Raw genomic sequence first — 19,019 nt, forward strand, 5'->3', positions numbered from 1 at the left:
AAGGCTCGAGGCCGAGCCTGATAACCAAGTCCTTTCCAGCCGACATAGACCGCAAGACGTGCAGCAACCACGAACTGCCGGGCGGCAACACAAGCCAGACCGTGAAAGCAATTAGTAAGCCGCCATTGAGGGCGAGAAATACGGCTCGTTCACTCATGAGGATCAGCGGACAAAACTTGCGATCCGAGTAACGCTGCTCGTCGATGACCCAGATCCTTCAAAATAGCCGGGGTCAGATTAAGGGCCGTCCGCAATGGTCGAAATCCATGCGTTTGGAAATGCTGCGCAATGATTGATAGTCCGCGTGTCGTATGCCGAAAGGCAGCCGGCGCCTTGCATCCCACGAGCAATTTGGGATCCGAGGCGCGCCTTGGCATGGGTGCAGCCACGCATCGAGCGGCGAGGGGGCAGCATGGCTCGCAACGTCGAGCGGCGAGAAGGAAATGCTCATGCGGATTGATCCCACGCACATGAGCGCGCGCGGCTCATGGCACGTGAGGAGGCGCCACTGGGTGTCACATCCGAGCAAGGCGACACCGAACAGGCGAGGAACTTGCCGCAGCGGAGCGGGGATTGCTGAGCCGGTACCAGGGTCTACTTTATGTCTCTGAAAACGTTAGTACTTCCGTTGACCGAGAATGTCGACCTGACATTTCGGAATGTCGGCGAGCGGCTACATTTATAATTGTCAGCGAGCGGCGACTTATGCTAATGTAAGCGAGCACTAACATTTGGGATTGGAATGCTTATCCGTACACCTGGCGACCTCGGCGCCGTCATTCGCGACAGACGCAAACGCCTCAAGCTAGACCAGGCGACACTGGCCAAGCGGATCGGCGTCAGCCGTCAATGGGTGATTGAGGTCGAGCATGGTCATCCCCGCGCAGAGCTGGCTCTTGTCCTTCGTGCTCTCGACGTTCTCGGCATCCCGGTGGACGTCAACAGTGGAGGGCCCACCAGCCGCGGGTCTACCTCCGCAGTTGATATCAACGCCATCGTCACCAAAGCCAAGGAAGGCAAGACATAATGGCCGAGCTCATTGCACTCTTGGATGGCACCGAAGTCGGTCGCGTCCGCAGTGAGGCGCGCGGCCGGCTGACCTTCGTCTATGACAATGCATGGCGCAACGCGGAGCGGGCCTATCCCCTGTCGCTTTCGATGCCGCTTGCCGCCGAGGAGCACGGTCCAGCCACCGTTCAGTCCTTCTTGTGGGGGCTGCTGCCTGACAACGAGCAGGTGCTCGAGCGCTGGGCCAAGAAATTTCAGGTATCGGCGCGCAACGTGTTTGCCCTCATCTCTAACGTCGGTGAGGATTGCGCCGGGGCTATCCAGTTCGTCACGCCTGATCGATTGGGGGCTCTGAAAACAGGCAAAGATGACAAGATCGAATGGCTGGATAAGTCGGAAATAGCAAATCGGCTTCGAGTCTTGCGCGAGGATCACGCTGCCTGGCGTCTGCCCAGCGACACGGGTCAATTCAGTCTTGCAGGCGCCCAGCCGAAAACCGCGCTTGTCCTCAAAGACAACAAATGGGGCATTCCGTCCGGGCGCATACCAACCACCCACATTTTGAAACCACCGACGGGCCATTTCGATGGTCACGCCGAGAATGAGCATATCTGCCTGCAGCTCGCACGCGAACTCGGGCTGCCAGCCGCTGAAACCAAGGTGATGCGCTTCGAACAGGAAATAGCGATCGTGGTTGAACGCTACGATCGGCAGGTCAGCGGGAACGACATTATCCGCGTTCATCAGGAAGATATCTGTCAGGCCATGGGCATCCCGCCGACCAAGAAATACCAGAACGAGGGCGGACCAACGCCTGCCGATGTGGTCGAGCTCTTGCGGACCTACTCGACAGACCGCGAGGCTGACCTTGAGACGTTCGTCAGCGCTTTGGTCTTCAACTGGCTCATTGGGGGCTCTGATGCTCACGCCAAGAACTATTCATTGCTTCTGGCCAGCGGCGCTCTCGTGCGTCTCGCTCCCCTTTACGACATCGCCAGCATTCTTCCTTACGACCACGTCGATCAGCGCAAGATCAAACTCGCCATGAAAGTCGGGGGTGAATACAAGCTCGATCAAATTGGCTTGCGTCAGTGGCAAAAATTTGCACGCGAGACGCGTGTTGATGCGGACGTACTCATCGCTACGCTGAACTCCATGGCCGGGCAGATCCCTGACCTGGTGGCGGACATTCGCACGCGAGCGCAAAAGGAGGGATTGGAGAACGCTGTCATCGAGCGATTGGCAACGGCTTTGAGTACGCGAGCCAAGGATTGCGAACACGTTCTGAAGGGGATCTAGGATACGGATCATCCATCAATTGAAGGGAGTCGAACGCAAAGCTGCCGGTCTAGATTCATGATCTCGCGTTGAGTATTGCCGATGGGGGCTGGAGCGCTTGGGTAATTCGCTAGGGGGGACGCGTGTGGTATGTTTCAGCAGAGTTTTCCCATCTGACGCGGGGTCGCAGGTCCAGCTACCAGCGCCGACACTTCTGAAGAGAGCGAGCTTACGCGGACACACGAAATCGCTGTCCTCTTGCGCGACGATGCTGACTTGCGCCAGCGCACTCTGCCAGAGTCGCTAAGACATCTACGCTGAATCATTTGTTGATCCCGCCCTCGGCGTCCTCCGGCTGCTGCGATCTTTACGTCGCTCAGCAGGCGATCGCTCGTCACCGCGCTCACCTTCAAAACCGACCGACCGCTCATCGGCAGAAAGCTTCAATCTGCCGTGCCGTTCAAGTGCCGGGCGCAAGAACGGCTCGCGACGAGCCGCTTACTGCAGAGCCGGTCAGAGGCGTCCCATACCACGATCAGTGCAGCGCGAATGGAAACCCCATAGGTCCGGCTCGGCCGCCGCGGCAGGGCCGATCCGATGCTCGTCCACTGACAGTGGTCGGATCGCGTGCTTACGATGTCATACCGTGACGGCGCAAAGCTCGTCCAGGAGTCGTCCCTTCTCACGCCGACCGCCCGGCCGATGACGCACGGCCAGGGCTGATGTGATCTCGCGCTTTTCGCGCATGCTGATCGTCCCTGCCGTAGCCGCTACGGAACTGATTCGGCAGCTCCGCCCAAGGCACGACTGGGAAGTTGTCCGGTAACATTTTTAGTGAGGCAATGCGCCCCTCGGCGACACGAGGATTACCGTCTCCTTGGGTAGCCGATGAGAGAGCGAATGAACGAGGAACGAATCGCGGAAGGCTCGTCGTGGAGTTGCGAGACCGATCTGGATCAACTGTGGCTTGGCACCCATGCGTGCACCTGCGGCCCGGTATGGTCGTTTTGCAACCAGAGCAATGACGAGTCGTCGGCTCACATGCCGCCGGAAGGGTTCATCGGCGGCGAGGACGGCGGGTCCTTAAACCCATGAAACCCGCGACGATTGAGAGCCGCGGGGCAGTTTCGCTTTGCAGATGTGGCGATGCATTGCTTCACGAGCGACGGCCTCGTCAGCTTCTGGAAAGCCTATCCATAATAGGATCAGCTCAATTGATTTCTTGGACGTGAGGCTATCGTGGACCCGTACAATTTCGATCCACCCAATCCAACAGCTTGGTCCCCGGTGCAGCACGCCGTCTTGGAAGAGGACCAGGGGGGCCATGCCGGGCAAGAGGGCTTTGAGCAGCACTTGGCCGAGGCGCGCTCACCCGATCCGGGTCCTGTCTCCCGTGGCGGCCGCAACTACCATCCCCATCTCTCTGCAGAACATCGGGACACTATCGACAAGGCGATTGCCGAATATGCAGCTCAGAAAAACCCACAACGGAACACGGTTAAGCGCTATACTCAGGCGCTTCGCCGACTTGGAAATGATCTTGGCGCTCATCGCATTACGATTGATCTGAGGGACCACCAGTCCCTGGTCCGTCATGTCAAGACTTACTTCCCGAACGACGAAGACATGAAGAAAGGGTTGGGTGTCCTTCGTGCGTATCATGATCGGAGCTATGTAGCTTCTGGCGGGCGGCCGCGCACGATCCCTTCAGCGGAAGATGCGCCCCTCTCAGAGCGGCTTAATGCCAGTGGCATGACGTCGGGCAGTGCTGCTCGTCATGATCGTAGTCTTCGCAGATTTTCTAACGCGCTTAATCTTGCGGGCTACTCGATATCCGGGTTAGACCACGCGGCGCGCATTGAATTTGCTCAGAAGTTGTTCCCGAACGACGAGCTTCTGTTGTTCGCATTAGGCAAGGTTCGCGATGCCGAGAACGTTCCCGGCGCGCGTGCATCTCGGAAGCCCAGCGGTCGTGCTGTCCCGTCGCCCGCGTTGCATCTTTATCCCGATGACGCCCGCATCATTGATGGCCTGGAAAAGGCAGAGCTGAGCATGCTCAAACCCGAGGAGAAGAGCCGGAAAAAAGTTGTTCAAAATCTGGCCCGCAACCAACGAAGATTGGGTGCTTGGCTCCAAAGGGAGGGGCGGGGGAGCATAGTGAGCCGACTCACCGGCACCAGTGAGCAGCAAAAGTCGTTGAACGACGATCACACCGACTTTAAAAAATCCAATCGAAACGCGGACATGGGCTTCGATCGGCTTAGGAGCTACCTATTGCTCGTCGAGGCGAACGCTGCGCTGGGCGTCTGCCCTGAACAGGCGGGTGGGGAGCCGCGGCGTGGCGAGTCGAACTCAACGTGGTCGCCGCACCTGCCGTACGATTTTGAGTGGCCGACGCCGGAAGCGGTGCCAGATGGGTCGTCGGCGATCTACCGAGGTCTCGACTCCTTCGTTGATCTGCCGTACACCTCGCAGGAGGTGAGAGACGATGCTCAGTCAACGCCGGTGGGTAGGGCTGCCGCCAGACCGCCGCTCTTCAACGGACCATCGGACGCGCCAGCTCAGTCGCCCGACATTTCCCGCGGTCTTCAGTCTTTCGTTGATTTGCCGTACACGCCGCAACAGATGCGAGACGATGCTCAGTCGGCGCCGGTGAGTGGGGCTGCCGCCAAACCGCCGCTCTTCACCGGACCGCCGGACGCGCCAGCTCAGTCGTCAGACATCTACCGCGGTCTCAACTCTTTCGTTGATCTGCCGTACACACCGCAGCAGATGCGAGACGATGCTCAGCCAGCGCCGGTGGGTGGGGCTGCCGCCAGACCGCCGCTCTTCACCGGACCGTCGGACGCGCCAGCTCAGTCGTCAGACATCTACCGCGGTCTCAACTCTTTCGTTGATCTGCCGTACACACCGCAGCAGATGCGAGACGATGCTCAGTCAGCGCCGGTGGGTTGGGCTGCCGCCAAACCGCCGGTCTTCACCGAACCATCAGACGTGGCAACTCAGTCGTCACAGATCTACCACGGTCTCAACTCTTTCGTTGATCTGCCGTACACACCACAGCAGATGCGAGACGATGCTCAGTCGGCGCCGGTGGGTGGGGCTGCCGCTAGACTGGTGCTCTTCACCGAACCATCAGACGCGCCAACTCAGTCGTCACACATCTACCGCGATCTCAACCCTTTCGTTGATCTGCCGTACACGCCGCAGCAGATGCGAGACGATGCTCAGTCCGCGCCGGTGGGTGGGGCTGCCGCCAGACCGCCACTCTTCACCGAACCATCAGACACGCCAGCTCAGTCGTCAGACATCTATCGCGGTCTCAACTCTTTCGTTGATCTGCCGTACACACCGCAGCAGATGCGTGACGATGCTCAGTCAGCGCCGGTGCTCAGCCCTGCCGGTAAACCCGCGTTCTTCGTCGGGCGATCGGGCGTACTTCAGGAGCTTGAGGACATCGGATACCGAGTCGACGAGGATTGGCAGGATGGCTCCCAGCCGGTGCCGGATTTCTTAATCGATGTCCTGGATAATATCAGGGTCCTGCCGACCCAGTTCAGCGGCCCAACCCAGCTCTCCATGAACGGTGAGACCTACTCGATCACATTGGGGCCGCGAGGACGCCGCGTTGCGCAATTCATCCATCATCCTCGCCCGTCCCCTGTCCCGGGTGCTCAGATCGGCCCCTCGGCTACTGTTGCCTCTTCCGGCCACCGCAGCGGTCCCGTGCTGGGGCCCACGCAGTGGCTGGGTGACGAGCATATCCAGCGGGACTATGAGCTCCTGGCGCAGGAGTTGCAGCAGAACAATCCGGATCTCGCCGCTCGGACGCGGTTCGTGGATCCCCTGATAGCCCAAATGTTGCGATCCCCCTCCAAGGAGGTAGCCGAACGAGCATTAGGGTGGGTTCGCCCTGGTACAGCTGACTTCCTGTTCCTGCCGGTAAGCGATGCCAGCGATACGGATAGACATCAGCGCGGCAGTCACTGGTCGCTGCTGCTGGTTGATCGCCGCGATCGTGGCCGGCGGGTCGCCTATCACTATGACTCTACCCAGGGATACAATGACGGGCTCGCAGCGGAACTCGCAGGACGGCTCGACGCTAACCTGCAACAGGCCCCGATAAGACAGCAGCAGAACAGTTATGACTGCGGCGTCTTTGTCCTGGACGGCACCAGGGAACTGGTAAGGCGATTGGCAGCAAGACGGCCGGACCTGAACCTCAACAATCTTGTCATCAGTCGGCAGGAACTGCGGGACCGACTAGGCGCTGGTGTCGGCTTCAACTGAATAGGGCCACGACCGAGTGAAATGCTGTTCTCGCCGATCGAAGATCCGCAATCGGTGTGTTCGCAGAGCATTATAGTGTCTCACGTGAGGAGCTGAGTACGCATACGACGAAGACCGCCTGATTGACGCATGCCCGCGGGCACAGCGAGCTCTATGATCGGTCGGGGGAAAGGTCAGCGGCCTGCTGACCCGGCGGGCTTATCGGCCTGGCGCAGGAGCTTCCATTTCCAGGGCAGCAGTTCGTGCAGGCGCGACGCGGGAAGATCGGCGATCCGGGCCAGGACCTCGGCGAGCCAGGCCTTGGGATCAACGTCGTTGAGGCGACAGGTCGGTATCATCGTCAGCATGATGGCGGCCCGGTCGGCGCCACGCTGGCTACCAGCGAAGGTCTAGTTGCGCCTTCCCAAGACAATGCCTGTCAATGCGCGCTCAGCGCATTGGTCAAGCAGATCTTGCCATCGTCGAGGAAACGGGCGAAGTCGAAGTCGCCCCGCGCCTGAGCATGTAGTTCCTAGGCTTCAGGACGTCGGAGGAGCGCGAGAGGGCTTCGCGCTCGCGCAACAACCAGACGTGCATGTCCTCGAGAAGCGGCTTGCTTTTCCTCTGCGCTGCGCGCGGACGTAAATCGAGGGGCAAAGATCGAGCCGCAAGCGGTCTCATCAAGTGCGTTTGTGAACAGCACATCTGCGACTCTGACGTTGCACAATCAGCGCATGCTAAGATACCTATCAGGCTCAGCTCCTGCGCCTTCTCAGCAACGACTGGGAACTGATCGAGCGTCGTCAGATTCTGAAGTAAGTGCGAGATCAGGCACATCTGCGGAGATCTTGCCTTAGGGTAGGCTCTACAGATGTTGTGAACTCCACGTCGCGCTTATACGTCATCGAAAGCACGTTCCGGGCCGCGGGCCACCGCACTCTGCGCGCCGGGGATGTCGAACACGGCTGCGCTCGCAATAATCTTCAGGCTCGAGGAGGCAGCCGCAAAGCTGGGTCGGTCGATGGCCGCAATTAGTTGGCGAAACTCTTCCCGTAAATTTCGCCGACGAATCAGTCGTCAGACCACGAACTCAATCCACTGCCGCCTAGCCCGTTGGGGCATCAACATTCACCGATGGTTCTTTAGCCCACGATAAGTCACACGTCGGATCGAAAAACAAGTAATTGCAAGTCAGTTCTTCACCAGGTTGTACGTCACGCGCGGTTAAAATTCGGCAATGATCGTCCTGATATGTATTTGGCTGACTGCTGTGGTTCATGAAGCGGGCATTGTCAGCATTGTACTCTATAACACCATCATTAGCCTTGTAGTCTCTTGGATAGGCATGCTTATCAAGTAGAGCTCGAAATGTTGGAGCTAGAGCTTCGTACTGCTCAGGCGTTACCGCGATGTCAACGATTGGGTTGTGAATCCAAATCAGCGAACCTTTGGGCAAAAGGGCAGCGGAGAAAAGTCCAATACCGCCAAACTGGTCTGGCTTTAAAACAGTTTCGATAATCAACATTGAAGAAGTCTCCCTAACACCCAGCAAGCTAACTGACCTGAGCCCCGAAATCTCCTGCGCAAATCGGTAGGGTCGTCTAATCGCGCCTCCGTCCCAAATTGGATTTTTTCGCATTCGTTGCCGCAGCGGCTGGCGGATCGCCTTTCGCGGTACCGCCATTTTGGCGGCGGTGGAAGCGGTGCAAGTCAGTGGGATTGCAAAGATCTGCGTCAATCAAAGATCCGCGTGACCAAGGCGGCGAGTTCATGTCGCGCGATCGTGACCTGTAAGCCTACGAGTGCGGCGACACGCTTGCTTTATCGCCGTCCGGCAAGCCGCGGACATCGGCTTCATCGAGGCCCTCAAGAGCTGCTTTCGCGCCGAGCGTCCATGGCCACTGGTTCCTGCCCCTTGCGCATGCCCAGGACAGAAGTGGAGACATGGGCACATCGTTAGCGAACGGCCACCCCGTGGGCGATCGGCTGTCGAACGCTGATTTCGCCGCACAACCACGTCGGCGTAACCAGCCTGCCATCATAATCACGCGACAAAGCTCTAGCCTTGGGGTGGTCTAAAGCGCGGTCTCGCTGAAATCGCGACATGTGACTGCTGCTGTAAGAAAGTTCGATGGCAGGTCAGGTGCAGGATAATTTCGCGGGCGTATGCACCGTATCGGTCACCTGTGAGCGACCTAGAGCTGGTGGTGCGCTCGTAGACTCCTGGTCATCGCCCGTGCCGCTTCCGCTGCGAGGCCGTCCTGTCGAGGCCGTCCTGTGAGGACGCCGGATCTGCACTAAGCGTTTGGCCGTAAGGGATTTGACGCGATCGGCGCGACGCGCGGCGAGGCTGGAGTCTAGGGTGCAGCATCCCGGTTTGGTGCTTAGCGGTAACGGACAGTAGGCTCCGCAAAACGGCTGATCCTGCAGGTGAGCAACGACAGGCTTATGCGCTTTGTCCGAAGCCGCAGCCGGTCGCAGCCGATTGTCTCAAGCTCATCGGCAAACTCGCCAGGCCCGGCTGCAGGCGGCGCATGAACGAATTGCGATGTTCTCCGCGTCGAGACCCCAGAGCGGACCTGAAGCCAGAGTAGATCGTTTCCCTAAATCGAAGGGCCACCTCTAGCCTTATGGCCACGAGGTAATCGAGCCATAACCAGGGCTGCATTGCTCGCTCGGGCCGTTCCTTTGAGAGCAGCTTCTCGGCCAAGCCGTGATCGCGCCGGGTTCCAAAGAGAGACGACACTCGTGCCAGAAAGTACTCCCCCGCGCTCTATTCCTCAGCCCGGACACTGAAACAGGCAACAAACGCACGGCACAGCCTGCGCACGATTGGTCCAGGCATCTTTCAATGTGGCGTTCGTCGATCCGCCGCTAGGGGCATGCAGACGCCTCGTGAACTTGATCGCCTCGCGCGAGTCGCGCCGGCCAGATGCTTCCGGGAGCCGCGGTGTGCCCGCCTGGTGCTACTTTCGGCCAGGCAGGCTTGCACGATCAGCTCAGGTAGAACATTGTCGCGGCGATCCTCAGTTGAAGCCGGCAGGAAGTGCGAAACGCCTCAACGTTCGCGCCGGCGAGCCTTGCCCTATGATTTGTCCCGGCATCAAAGTACGCGCGAGATGTGCGGTCGTTCACACAAGATGGTCGCGATATGGCTTAGATGGGGCAGCAGCCTCGGGGTCGGAGTTCCTGGTGTTGACATTCAGCAGCGAAAGCTGGTCGCGGACAGATACAGCTTTGGTGCTTGGCAACCATGCTGCAGCGATCGTCTTTGCGGCTCGTTCGCTATTTTGAGGGTCCTCAAACACTAATCTTGCCGATTTGATCAGCCGGACAGAGGTCGCTGCGGCTTGCTCAGCTTCATCCTGCGCTGAAGCTCCTTGAGGAGAGGTCATCTCAGGTCGTCGTCTTCGACGGGCAGAGCAGTGCCGACGGCAGTCCGCGCTGAACCGAAACCTTATCCCGGAGGACGCGGTTCTCATCAAAGCGTCCAAAACCGGAGTAGCGACAGATAATTCACGGTCTATGCACTGCTCTTAAGGTTTCAGCGACTGTCTACGCCGAAAAATGGGAAGGGCATTGCTGACCGGCTTTCCGCGGGGACGTTGAATGCACATGTCAGGAGTATAACCACGGCAGTAGCTTCGGGGTAGCACTGTGTGAGCTGCGGAACACGTCGGCTGGGCTAAGCGATGAAGATCGCGCACGGTATTCCGGACCATTGCTGACCCCTCAGATATGTACTGAAAGGCTCGAGGCGAATCGACGAGGTGCTGGGCAGCGCCTCGTCGGCCAGACGAGCTTTCTGCGGAACGCCACGGCCAGGATGTGCATCTGGGACTGATGGACGACCACACCCATCTGCAGCCAGCTAAGCTCAGCCGACGCGTGTTCGATGCGGGCTCGAGGATGCTTCCCTGTCTCGGGGCCGAGGCCCCAATCAATGGCAATGCTGTAAAACGCAACGGCGATAACACCGTAGGTGTTCTTCGCAGCTTTGGCGTTCGGAAGATCAAAGAAGATCGCTGTGCGGCTCAACGAGGAGCCGCACAGCGATGATGCGCGCAAGTTAATCGGGCGGGGTAGCGCTCACCCGGACCCCCCGGAACCGCGCCAAGCTCGCTGGCGCAAGCTATGCTACATTAATAAGTCCAATACCGGAGCTATGTGGTCGGGTTCCTAATTCTTAGCGCGGGGATTGTCTCTCGGCATCTCCATTGCTTGGGTGATGGATGAGCCGCACGTCATTTGGGCCTCCCGGCCCCAAGAGGGCGGTGTAACGCTCGCCGAGAATATCGTAGTTTATTGCCGGGTGCGCATCGTTCGGCAACTGGCCCCAGCGGCGAAGCATCGAGAGCATCGTGTCCGGGGCTGGTTGGTCGCCGTGCGAAAAATTCTTGGGAACGGCGAATGATGCAGCATAAATCTCGCGGGGCGCGGGGGACGTCCCCTCAGCCCTGGAGGAGGACGCCGGAGCGGCTTGCTCCATCGACCGTCCAAGCCGCGATGATGAGGCTCGGTTCGCTGGTTGCGCGCTGGGCTGCGGAGCGTTTTCCAGCCGAAATCCCAGAGGAATGGCAGCGCCTTGCGGAAGAGGGGTGCTTCGCCTCATCGTTGCCGCGGGCACGAACAGCGCCGTGTAGCGGTCATTGTGAACGATAAAACTGTTGGGTCGGCTGTCCTGGCTCGGCGCGACGTTGCTACGGTCAAGCGCAGCGGACGCGTGCTGGTGGCCCTGCCGGAAATTGAAGGGAATAACGGCCGGTTCTGAATCCAGCCCTTGGTGATGACCCTCGGTTGGCTGGACGGAAGACGATGGGCCGGCGTTTCCCACCATCGCCCACAGCAGATCCTGATCGTAGCCTTCCGCGGGAAGGACGAGCCGATCGCTGGCCTGAAACGGTGCGCCGGCGTCTTCCATCGGCTCGCGAACGACTGAACTGCCGGGCTCGCTCACCTGGCGTCCGATAGCATCCCCTTCTGTATGGCTTAGTGTTCTCTGCCTCTTCGCAGGCCTCAACTCCCCGGTGTAATCCTCACCCATGAGGACCTCGTGACTTGAAGAGGGAGCGCTCCCGGTCAGCTCGTTCCGAGCCGGTTGGTAGCCGTCGCTCCAGTTGAACTGAACGGCTTTTCCGCGGTCCGGTCCCTGGTGATCGCGCGCGGTTGGGAGAGACGATGTTAGGTTGGGTTCGCCCATCATCCCTCGCAGCGGGTCCTGATCGTGACCTTCCGCAGGCAGCTCTTTCGGCCAAGTCCAAGCTTCCCGCGGCGCGCTGTGCTCGGCAGCGGTGTCCCCGAGGTGTCTGGTGACGGCGTCTTCGGGATGAGGACCGTGGGCCGCCTGGTGCCCAAGATCCAAAGCCTCGATGAGGCTACGCTCTTCCTCAGACAGAGGAAAATAGTAGGGATCTGAAGAAGCGGGGATCTCTGCAACGGCAGGGGCATCAAGCTGCGGCACTTCATCCAAGTACGGCTCAAACTCCGCTTGCTGCTGTTGCGGTTGTGACACTGCGGCGTGGTCACGGTCGAATGGGTTGATGCTGTTAAATGGGTCCATGTCAACTCCCCAGGGGTTGGGTCGGTTCGCAATGCCGAGCCGACAGTGTCGCACTCTCCCGATCTATTCGGATCAGCTGTCGACAAGCTGACGCGCTTAGAGACTTACGGATTGCGATCTCAGATCAATCATTTCGCGCTCTTGAACGCGACTCGTGACAGAACCGAGCAGGCGGCATGGCTTTGCCCGTTCGGGACGAGCACAATGGCGTCGGCACTCTGACGCCGCGACCATCTCGGCAACTGAATTGGGTCTCTTCAGTCAACCCGCACGTTTCGAGGCCCTCTCGATCAGCTTGCACCAACAATCTTACGGCTTGTGCCGACAACGCTTCCTTGGCTCGCAGGCTTGTGTGCCGCGCCGCGGCGGATGCTCTCGATTGGATTGCAGTTCTCAGCTGGCTCTGGTGCTCGGCAGCAAAGTCAAAGAAAGCCAATGGGCTGTACATTGGCGATCCTTGTCCGGCAATCACGTCACGCGCATGTTTGGCGCGGCTTTCGGCGAAGGTATCAAGTGCATGCTCCGCGACCGCCCGGCTTGGCGCCATTGAGATCCTGCTTGGCCTTCTTGCCACTCCAAACCAGTTCGGGATGTCTTTGAGCAAGTTGACGGCCTTTTGCTGCGGGCGCTCGTATTCGCCCTGCGATTGGTCATTCAGGCCCGAAATCATCGAAGGCGAAAGGTTCGGTGCATCCCCTCCAGCAGGCCGAGAGCGCCTCCTGGATCGCCTGTCGACATAGCGCGCAGCTAAGGGGCGGGCAGCAGGGGATCGAGGCTTCCTAGTTCGCCGCGCTCGGACTGGCAAAATCACCGAGGTGAAGCCGATCCAACTGGCGAGCCGCTCGCGCGCCGGTCCTCACCTTGGGCCTGGCAATCTCGATTGCGCCAATATCCGTTTCGATGTTGCGCGTCGGCCCACGGCCGTGCCGCACGGCCGGGCGCGACCATCCGCGGCGGCTTCAGCTCGCCGGCGTCTCCGAAACGCGGCAATTGCGTCTGGACGGCCCGGACGAACAGATCGCGCGCTATGTTGCGGACAATTTGTAGCAGTGCATGATCAACCACAGGCGGCTGACCGAAGGGCAGGATGTTGATCGTCTCCTTCGGGCCTCATCGGGTCCTTGAAGAAGTTCTCGCAGGTTCGCCATCCACCTGGATACGCTGCCTCTCTGAGCGCGTTATCACCCAGATTCCTGCGCAGCTCCCGCTTTCTTCGTATTCACCTGGTCCCGTTCAAGACCTCTATGTGCAGAACCCGACAGCAAATTGCAATTGAGTCGATCTGAATCGCAGAAGAGATGCTTGCCTGAACCAAGCTCGGCCGTCCTGGCACGTCGATTGCTAAGAAGTGCCTGCTACATCGTGCCACTAACTAGACGCAAAGGCCGAGACCAACTTGCAATCCAAACGCAATTCTCTAGCAGACAAGCGGCGCTGTTAACTGCCGCTCCGCTAACGGAGCCAGTCATGCTGATCGACACCTCCAAAATCTTCGACTCCATTCGCATCAACAAGAAGGAAGCGCGGGAGCGCCAGACCTCGGCGCTATGTGAATGGCCTGGTTGCCAGAACAAGGCGACCCATCCCGCGCCCAAGGGCCGCGACAATGCGCGCGAATATTGGCACTTCTGCATCGACCATGTTCGCGAATACAATGAGTCCTACAATTTCTTCACGGGAATGGACGCGGAAGCGGTCGCGCGCTACCAGAACGACGCGCTGACCGGCCATCGTCCGACCTGGAAGATGGGCGAGAACATCAGCGCCCGCAAAATGGCCGGCAGCGCGGCCGATTTCGAGGACGACTGGCATGCCTTCTGCACGCAATTCGAGCTGAACGGACGCGCCGGTACCCGCCCCCGCGCGGAGACCAAGCCTGAGGCGCGCAAGATTTTAAATGCCGAGCGGAAAGCGTTGCAGGTGATGGGCCTGAATGCCAATGCGACGCTCGGCGATATCAAGGCGAAGTACAAGGCGATGGTCAAGCAGCACCATCCCGATGTCAATGGCGGCGACCGATCTACGGAGGATCGCCTGGTCGAGATCATCAAGGCCTACCATTACCTCAAGACCGTGGTGCGCGAGAGCTAGGGCGGACACGACTTGAACGGCTTCACCCCACCGGCCGCTACTAGCACTTCATCGTGTGAAAGCTGCATCCGAGCTGGGGTGTAATCCGCTTCAGACCCCCACGCCTAGGCTGAGAGGTGCAGCATCTCCGCCACGTTAGCCGGAGTCTTTATCAACAGCGCGCTCCGGATCAATCCACGACGAGCCTTCCGTGATTCTTTCCTCTTTCATTTGCTCGCTCCTCGGCGTTGCAAAGAGGGGGCAAGTCCTCGCGACGCCGAAGGGGGCGGTTCGCAAAGGCGCGCCACAGCGAAACGCTGAAGGCGCCGGTCCTCGGCTGCTCAAAGACCCCGCAACACTAAACTGCTGCTGCGCTGCTCGATTTCAAGGATGGAAAGGCCCGTACTGTATTTGGCTTGCGCGTTAGGACCGCACGGGCAGCGCCCATCCCGTTCCGCGTCATGCAGGTGAGGCAACCGCAATCATTCTCATGATCTATATCAATTCGATGTCGCGTCTGACGACGTTGTCGCATGTTTGACGTATGTCGCATCCGCTCGAAACAACTCAGATGAGACGGTCTTTCTCTTAGTGCCTCTCTCTTAAGGGGCGATTTTGCCAAATCGGAAAGTGGTACGAGAATTGCTGTGCCCATCATGCTGGTTCTTGGAAGTCCTGAGGATCGCATGCACGGTGTCGTCCTTGTCAAGCAGCTGGTTGTCAATGTCCGCGAGTGGCGGCCCAACATGCGCAAGCGCCCGAGAGGGGCTGCACCGGTCCGTGACCTGAGGCGTGTCGAGCTGCGCGAAGAGTTCCGTGCCGAGCGCACTTCTTTACGTCGCCGCTTGAGACGTTGGTATGTTCTTACGAGAAGTGCTGACCTTGTCCGCCGCAACCGTTGCATCATTTGCCAGCCATTCTTTCGAGAGTCTGGATACGCACGTGACGATTCGGCAGCTCGGATAGCAACCCGACCGGTCGGCAACGAACCAACTCAGCTCCGCGTTGGCTCAACCTGCGGGGGCGCGCGCCGGTTTTCTCCACCTATCTGATCGGTACGCGCTGGGACCCGGGCAAACATTTCGGGCTCGGCGCTTTCCTTCCCGCGCGGGCGTCCAGCTGCAACAAGCAGAGCCAACATCTGTACAAGTAAAATGGGAAATAGAAATGGATGACCAATCGCACGGCCAAATGCCACTCTCTTCAAGCCGACGGGAAAGCCGCGGGCCAGACCTATTCAGCTTCGTCGAATGCGCTACACAGACAAGATCAATCAAAGCGCTGTTCGAGCTTCTTGTGAGTTTCGCGAGCAATGAAGGCTTTAATAAAGTCGCGTACGCAGCACTCACCTGCTCGAATGAGCGTCGTCTGCTGGACTATCTGCCGCCCCCGCCAACGATAAACTTCCCGTCTGATTGGTGCCAACGCTATGCTGAGCAAGAGTATCGAGCGATCGACCCGGTAGTCCGTCGGACAGCAATGCTGCCAAGGCCCTTTCTTTGGGATGACCTAACCAATAAATATAAACTGCAGCCCCGTGAGCTGCGCGTCTTGCACGAGGCCAGAGAAGCAGGTCTTAAGCATGGCATAAGCGTGCCATTGTTTGGATCGCAAGGCCGATTGGCTTTCGTATCGTTTGCATCTCCCTTCGATGATGCCGATCCACAGCATCGCATGGCTCATCTGGCGACATTGGCGTCGGCGTTTCACAACGCTGTCGCACAGATTACACCGCCCGTTGATGAAGGTTGCGAGCCAGACATTCCGCTAACCGAGCGAGAAACAGAGTGCCTATACTGGGTTGCAGAAGGAAAGTCAGCCTGGGTAATCGGGCGACTTGTGGAGGTCAGCCCGAATACCGTCAACTTTCACATGAAGAACGTCGTCAGAAAGCTAGGGGCGGCGAACCGGACAAATGCTGTACACAAAGCAACCCGACGCCGCCTCATTTAACTCCGCGCCCGTTTAAAGGCACGATCAAAGGCCCCGTCTTCGGGCGGGCTCTTCTGTTATTGCCGCGGATCGGGACAACCGATCTCAAGTGGCTTCAACGATGTACTTCAACGGAAGCGGCTCAAAACAGATAGCTGGGCACGCAAGCGCATCAGGCGCGCGTATGCGGTATCCCTCAACAGCGCCCGGTGTGGACTTCGGGCGTCGTCGTTGCATGCAAGTCTCTCGTTGCGCCAGACTCTCAATCCGCCTCTCAAGCGATCTAGTGTTGCTAAACAGGCGGCTCAACGAGACGGCGGAAGACGCCGAATCATCTTCATTCTCCCCAGCAACCGTCCCGAGGCGATCGAGGCCGCGCCAGCGGTGCGCCGCCGTGGCGGCCGCAAGCGGGCGATCGGGACCCGGGCGCTGATGACGGTGCCGATGCACCGAACGACCGCTGGTCACTGGACTTCGTCTCCGATCAGCTCACGGATGGCCGCCGCTTCCGCATCTTGACCGTGGTCGATGACTGTACCCGCGAGTGCTTGGCGCTGGTGGCCGATACCTCGCTCTCCGGGGCCCGGGTGGCGCGGGAGTTGGATCGGCTGGTCATGGAGCGCGGCAAGCCAAAGATGGTGGTCAGCGACAACGGCACCGAACTTACCAGCAACGCCATCCTGACCTGGGCCGATCGGAGCCGCGTCGCCTGGCATTATATCGCTCCGGGCAAGCCCATGCAGAATGGCTTCATCGAAAGCTTCAACGGTCGGCTCCGGGATGAATTGCTGAACGAGACGCTGTTCACGTCGCTGGCTCAGACCCGCGTCGCGCTCGGATGCTGGCGCGCCGATTATAACTACACACGACCGCACTCACAGCTCGGATGGAAGACACCCTCCGAGTTCGCCTTCACCTGCCACCCGCGCCGGGATCTGGCACTGCGCTATGCCGATGGCTCCGCGCCAGCTCCCGTCGCTACCACCGCCCAACTGGGCAAATCCAATGGCTTGAGCGAACTCAGAACTGGATAAAATCTGGGGGCAAGGTCAATTCGGCTAGCGTGGAGTGGAAGTCGGACAGGCCTATGTGCCCCAAAAGCTCCGGAATCTACTTACGGGATTTTGAACCAGCTCTCTCTGGTGCGGTGATCTTGCCTCGCGAAGGAACAGGACGTTGCGTCGCCGCCAAGCTTGGCGTTGTGACCCGGGTCATCATCACCGACGGCGGGGACTTCATCAATTTCGAATGGAAGTTCGGCGAAGGCGTCACCTATACGCCGGAGATGCGAGGGAGGCAATGATCGGGCTGCAGGGTCGCCGTTGTGCTCGACGAGTACGATCTCAAGCGCACGACGCGCTTTGCTGCTGCGTCTCCGGTTCTTGGGTTATAAGTGAGGTTTGTCGCTACAATCCGTTCTAACAAACGACCACTTATTTTGAAGATGAGACGGGCCCCAAACTTACTGCGCCCTCAGGAGCAACATCACCGCCTTTCCCAATCCGATAGTCGCCACCTGGCGACAGCTTCGTCGTCAGCTTACCGACAGGTAAGTGCTTCAGATGTTACAACGTATCGTAGTGGACTGAGTCTACTCAGTCTTGGCAAGGGAGTATGGAATTGAGCTGCTGCCGGTTTGATGGACACCAGGCTAAGCTAATCCCACGTTGCGCTCGAACTGAACCGGGCTGAGATAGCCGATGGTCGAGTGCCTGCGGATCGTGTTGTAAAATCTTTCGATGTAGTCGAACACATCGGCTCGTGCCTCGTCTCTGGTTCGGTAGATCTTGTTGGCGGTCCGTTCGGTCTTGAGCGACGAGAAGAAGCTCTCCATCGCTGCGTTGTCCCAGACGTTGCCGGAACGGCTCATGCTGCAGAGAATGCCGTGGTCGGCCATCAAACGCTGGAACTGCTCGCTGGTGTACTGACTGCCCTGGTCGGAGTGGTGCAACAGGGCGTCCGGCTTGCCGCGTCGCCAGACGGCCATCAGCAGGGCATCGGTTACCAACTGAGCTGTCATGGCGGCGCTCATCGACCAACCCACCACCCGGCGTGAGAACAGGTCGATCACCGCTGCGACGTAGAGCCAGCCCTCGGCCGTCCAGAGATACGTAAAGTCGGCGATCCACTTCTGGTTCGGCCGCTCGGCGGCGAACTGCCGGTCAAGGAGGTTCGCCGGCCCGGTCTCGAGCTGTCGATCGCCGCTGTCCTTCGGCAAGCGCCGGCGTCGCGGCCGCGCCCGCAAGCCTTGCAGGCGCATCATCCGTTCGATTTGGTGCAGGCCACAGTCCGCCCCATCGGCGAGCAGATCACGCCACACCCGGCGCGCACCATAGGTGCGGTCGCTCGCCATGAAGCTGGCCTTCACCTTGCCGCCGAGCTCTTCGTCACGCGAGCGGCTGGGACTGCAGCACGTCGCACCTATGCGCTTCTTTGAAGTTTCGCAGGAGGCTATTAATTCGCATGAGGCGTAGCGCTGTACATCCGACTGCAGAGCGCCGGCCTAGAGGCCGGCGCATTGCTCGACTCATTCCAGCGGGTATCTCCTAAAAAGAACGGATAAGGCGCGTAAGCATGCCGCTCAAAGCGACTTGTCGCCCTAGCGCCGCAGGTGGCGCAGACCGAGCTCGATTAAACCGACGTGACCGAGCGGCAGCTGGATACGACCAGTTCGGACCGCCTGGCCTGGTGGTACTCGAAAGCTCGGTGCTCATGAGCCTACTCCAAGTGTCCGCGATTGGGAGGAGGTTGACACGCCCTCCCGTAGGCATGCACCTTCAGGCCCAGCTCGACGGATAGAGCGGTCGCTGGGCCTTGCGAATCGAGAGGTCTCCATTCAATCAACGATTACAATCGCTTCAATTTCTTGTCCCACGCTCGTGATAACGTGCGGCTCCGCGGT

At 59.3% G+C, this 19,019-nt stretch carries 10 protein-coding genes and 3 pseudogenes; 8 read left to right on the top strand and 5 right to left on the bottom strand.

Features of this window, described 5'->3' with window-relative positions; all coding sequences use genetic code 11:
- Nucleotides 1-742 precede the first annotated feature (742 nt).
- The 4 genes from AB7M16_RS24295 to AB7M16_RS24310 all read left to right on the top strand — a co-directional run bounded on the left by AB7M16_RS24295 (nucleotide 743) and on the right by AB7M16_RS24310 (nucleotide 6,576).
- Nucleotides 743-1,027: a type II toxin-antitoxin system Y4mF family antitoxin gene (locus AB7M16_RS24295; RefSeq protein WP_036030851.1), complete on the top strand. Its 285-nt coding sequence runs from the start codon at nucleotides 743-745 to the stop codon at nucleotides 1,025-1,027.
- The gene (locus tag AB7M16_RS24300) at nucleotides 1,027-2,307 is read left to right on the top strand and encodes a type II toxin-antitoxin system HipA family toxin (RefSeq protein ID WP_271540156.1); all 1,281 of its coding nucleotides are present in this window, start codon (nucleotides 1,027-1,029) and stop codon (nucleotides 2,305-2,307) included. The genes AB7M16_RS24295 and AB7M16_RS24300 overlap by 1 nt, the downstream gene beginning before the upstream one ends.
- 879 nt (nucleotides 2,308-3,186) lie before the next feature.
- The gene (locus AB7M16_RS24305) at nucleotides 3,187-3,381 is read left to right on the top strand and encodes a hypothetical protein (protein WP_124163810.1); all 195 of its coding nucleotides are present in this window, start codon (nucleotides 3,187-3,189) and stop codon (nucleotides 3,379-3,381) included.
- Nucleotides 3,382-3,525: 144 nt separating this feature from the next.
- The gene (locus AB7M16_RS24310) at nucleotides 3,526-6,576 is read left to right on the top strand and encodes a Ulp1 family isopeptidase (RefSeq protein ID WP_453945391.1); all 3,051 of its coding nucleotides are present in this window, start codon (nucleotides 3,526-3,528) and stop codon (nucleotides 6,574-6,576) included.
- 173 nt (nucleotides 6,577-6,749) lie between these two features.
- Here the strand turns inward: AB7M16_RS24310 and AB7M16_RS24315 are convergent.
- The 4 genes and pseudogenes from AB7M16_RS24315 to AB7M16_RS24330 all read right to left on the bottom strand — a co-directional run.
- Nucleotides 6,750-7,182: pseudogene (locus AB7M16_RS24315) on the bottom strand (transposase domain-containing protein); the annotation flags it as partial.
- 478 nt (nucleotides 7,183-7,660) lie between these two features.
- A complete protein-coding gene (locus AB7M16_RS24320) occupies nucleotides 7,661-8,080 on the bottom strand; it encodes an SET domain-containing protein (protein ID WP_124163809.1) in 420 nt (139 codons plus the stop codon).
- 2,207 nt (nucleotides 8,081-10,287) lie between these two features.
- Nucleotides 10,288-10,593, bottom strand: coding sequence for a hypothetical protein (locus AB7M16_RS24325; RefSeq protein ID WP_124163808.1), 306 nt, complete (start codon nucleotides 10,591-10,593; stop codon nucleotides 10,288-10,290).
- 148 nt (nucleotides 10,594-10,741) lie between these two features.
- Nucleotides 10,742-12,115, bottom strand: coding sequence for a hypothetical protein (locus AB7M16_RS24330; RefSeq protein WP_124163807.1), 1,374 nt, complete (start codon nucleotides 12,113-12,115; stop codon nucleotides 10,742-10,744).
- Nucleotides 12,116-13,582: 1,467 nt separating this feature from the next.
- Here AB7M16_RS24330 and AB7M16_RS24335 point away from each other — a divergent pair.
- From AB7M16_RS24335 to AB7M16_RS24350, 4 genes and pseudogenes are all read left to right on the top strand, one after another.
- Complete coding sequence (locus AB7M16_RS24335; protein WP_124163806.1) at nucleotides 13,583-14,206, top strand: J domain-containing protein; 624 nt, start codon at nucleotides 13,583-13,585, stop codon at nucleotides 14,204-14,206.
- Nucleotides 14,207-15,352: 1,146 nt separating this feature from the next.
- Nucleotides 15,353-16,138, top strand: a complete 786-nt coding sequence (locus AB7M16_RS24340) for a helix-turn-helix transcriptional regulator (RefSeq protein ID WP_311739829.1) — start codon at nucleotides 15,353-15,355, stop codon at nucleotides 16,136-16,138.
- 363 nt (nucleotides 16,139-16,501) lie between these two features.
- Nucleotides 16,502-17,151, top strand: a pseudogene (locus AB7M16_RS24345) (integrase core domain-containing protein); the annotation flags it as partial.
- 53 nt (nucleotides 17,152-17,204) lie between these two features.
- Nucleotides 17,205-17,420, top strand: coding sequence for a hypothetical protein (locus tag AB7M16_RS24350; RefSeq protein ID WP_158672228.1), 216 nt, complete (start codon nucleotides 17,205-17,207; stop codon nucleotides 17,418-17,420).
- A 348-nt stretch (nucleotides 17,421-17,768) separates the two neighbouring features.
- On the opposite strand, the pseudogene AB7M16_RS24355 reads toward AB7M16_RS24350, so the two are convergent.
- A pseudogene (locus AB7M16_RS24355) lies at nucleotides 17,769-18,509 on the bottom strand (IS3 family transposase); the annotation flags it as partial.
- Nucleotides 18,510-19,019 lie beyond the last annotated feature (510 nt).

The sequence above is a fragment of the Bradyrhizobium sp. USDA 372 genome (assembly GCF_053629095.1).

Coding starts and splice junctions, on each gene's coding strand:
- AB7M16_RS24335 (WP_124163806.1), top strand. CDS start 13,583: ATGCTGATCGACACCTCCAAAATCTTCGACTCCATTCGCATCAACAAG.
- AB7M16_RS24300 (WP_271540156.1), top strand. CDS start 1,027: ATGGCCGAGCTCATTGCACTCTTGGATGGCACCGAAGTCGGTCGCGTC.
- AB7M16_RS24350 (WP_158672228.1), top strand. CDS start 17,205: ATGTGCCCCAAAAGCTCCGGAATCTACTTACGGGATTTTGAACCAGCT.
- AB7M16_RS24305 (WP_124163810.1), top strand. CDS start 3,187: ATGAACGAGGAACGAATCGCGGAAGGCTCGTCGTGGAGTTGCGAGACC.
- AB7M16_RS24320 (WP_124163809.1), bottom strand. CDS start 8,080: ATGTTGATTATCGAAACTGTTTTAAAGCCAGACCAGTTTGGCGGTATT.
- AB7M16_RS24330 (WP_124163807.1), bottom strand. CDS start 12,115: ATGGACCCATTTAACAGCATCAACCCATTCGACCGTGACCACGCCGCA.
- AB7M16_RS24340 (WP_311739829.1), top strand. CDS start 15,353: ATGGATGACCAATCGCACGGCCAAATGCCACTCTCTTCAAGCCGACGG.
- AB7M16_RS24295 (WP_036030851.1), top strand. CDS start 743: ATGCTTATCCGTACACCTGGCGACCTCGGCGCCGTCATTCGCGACAGA.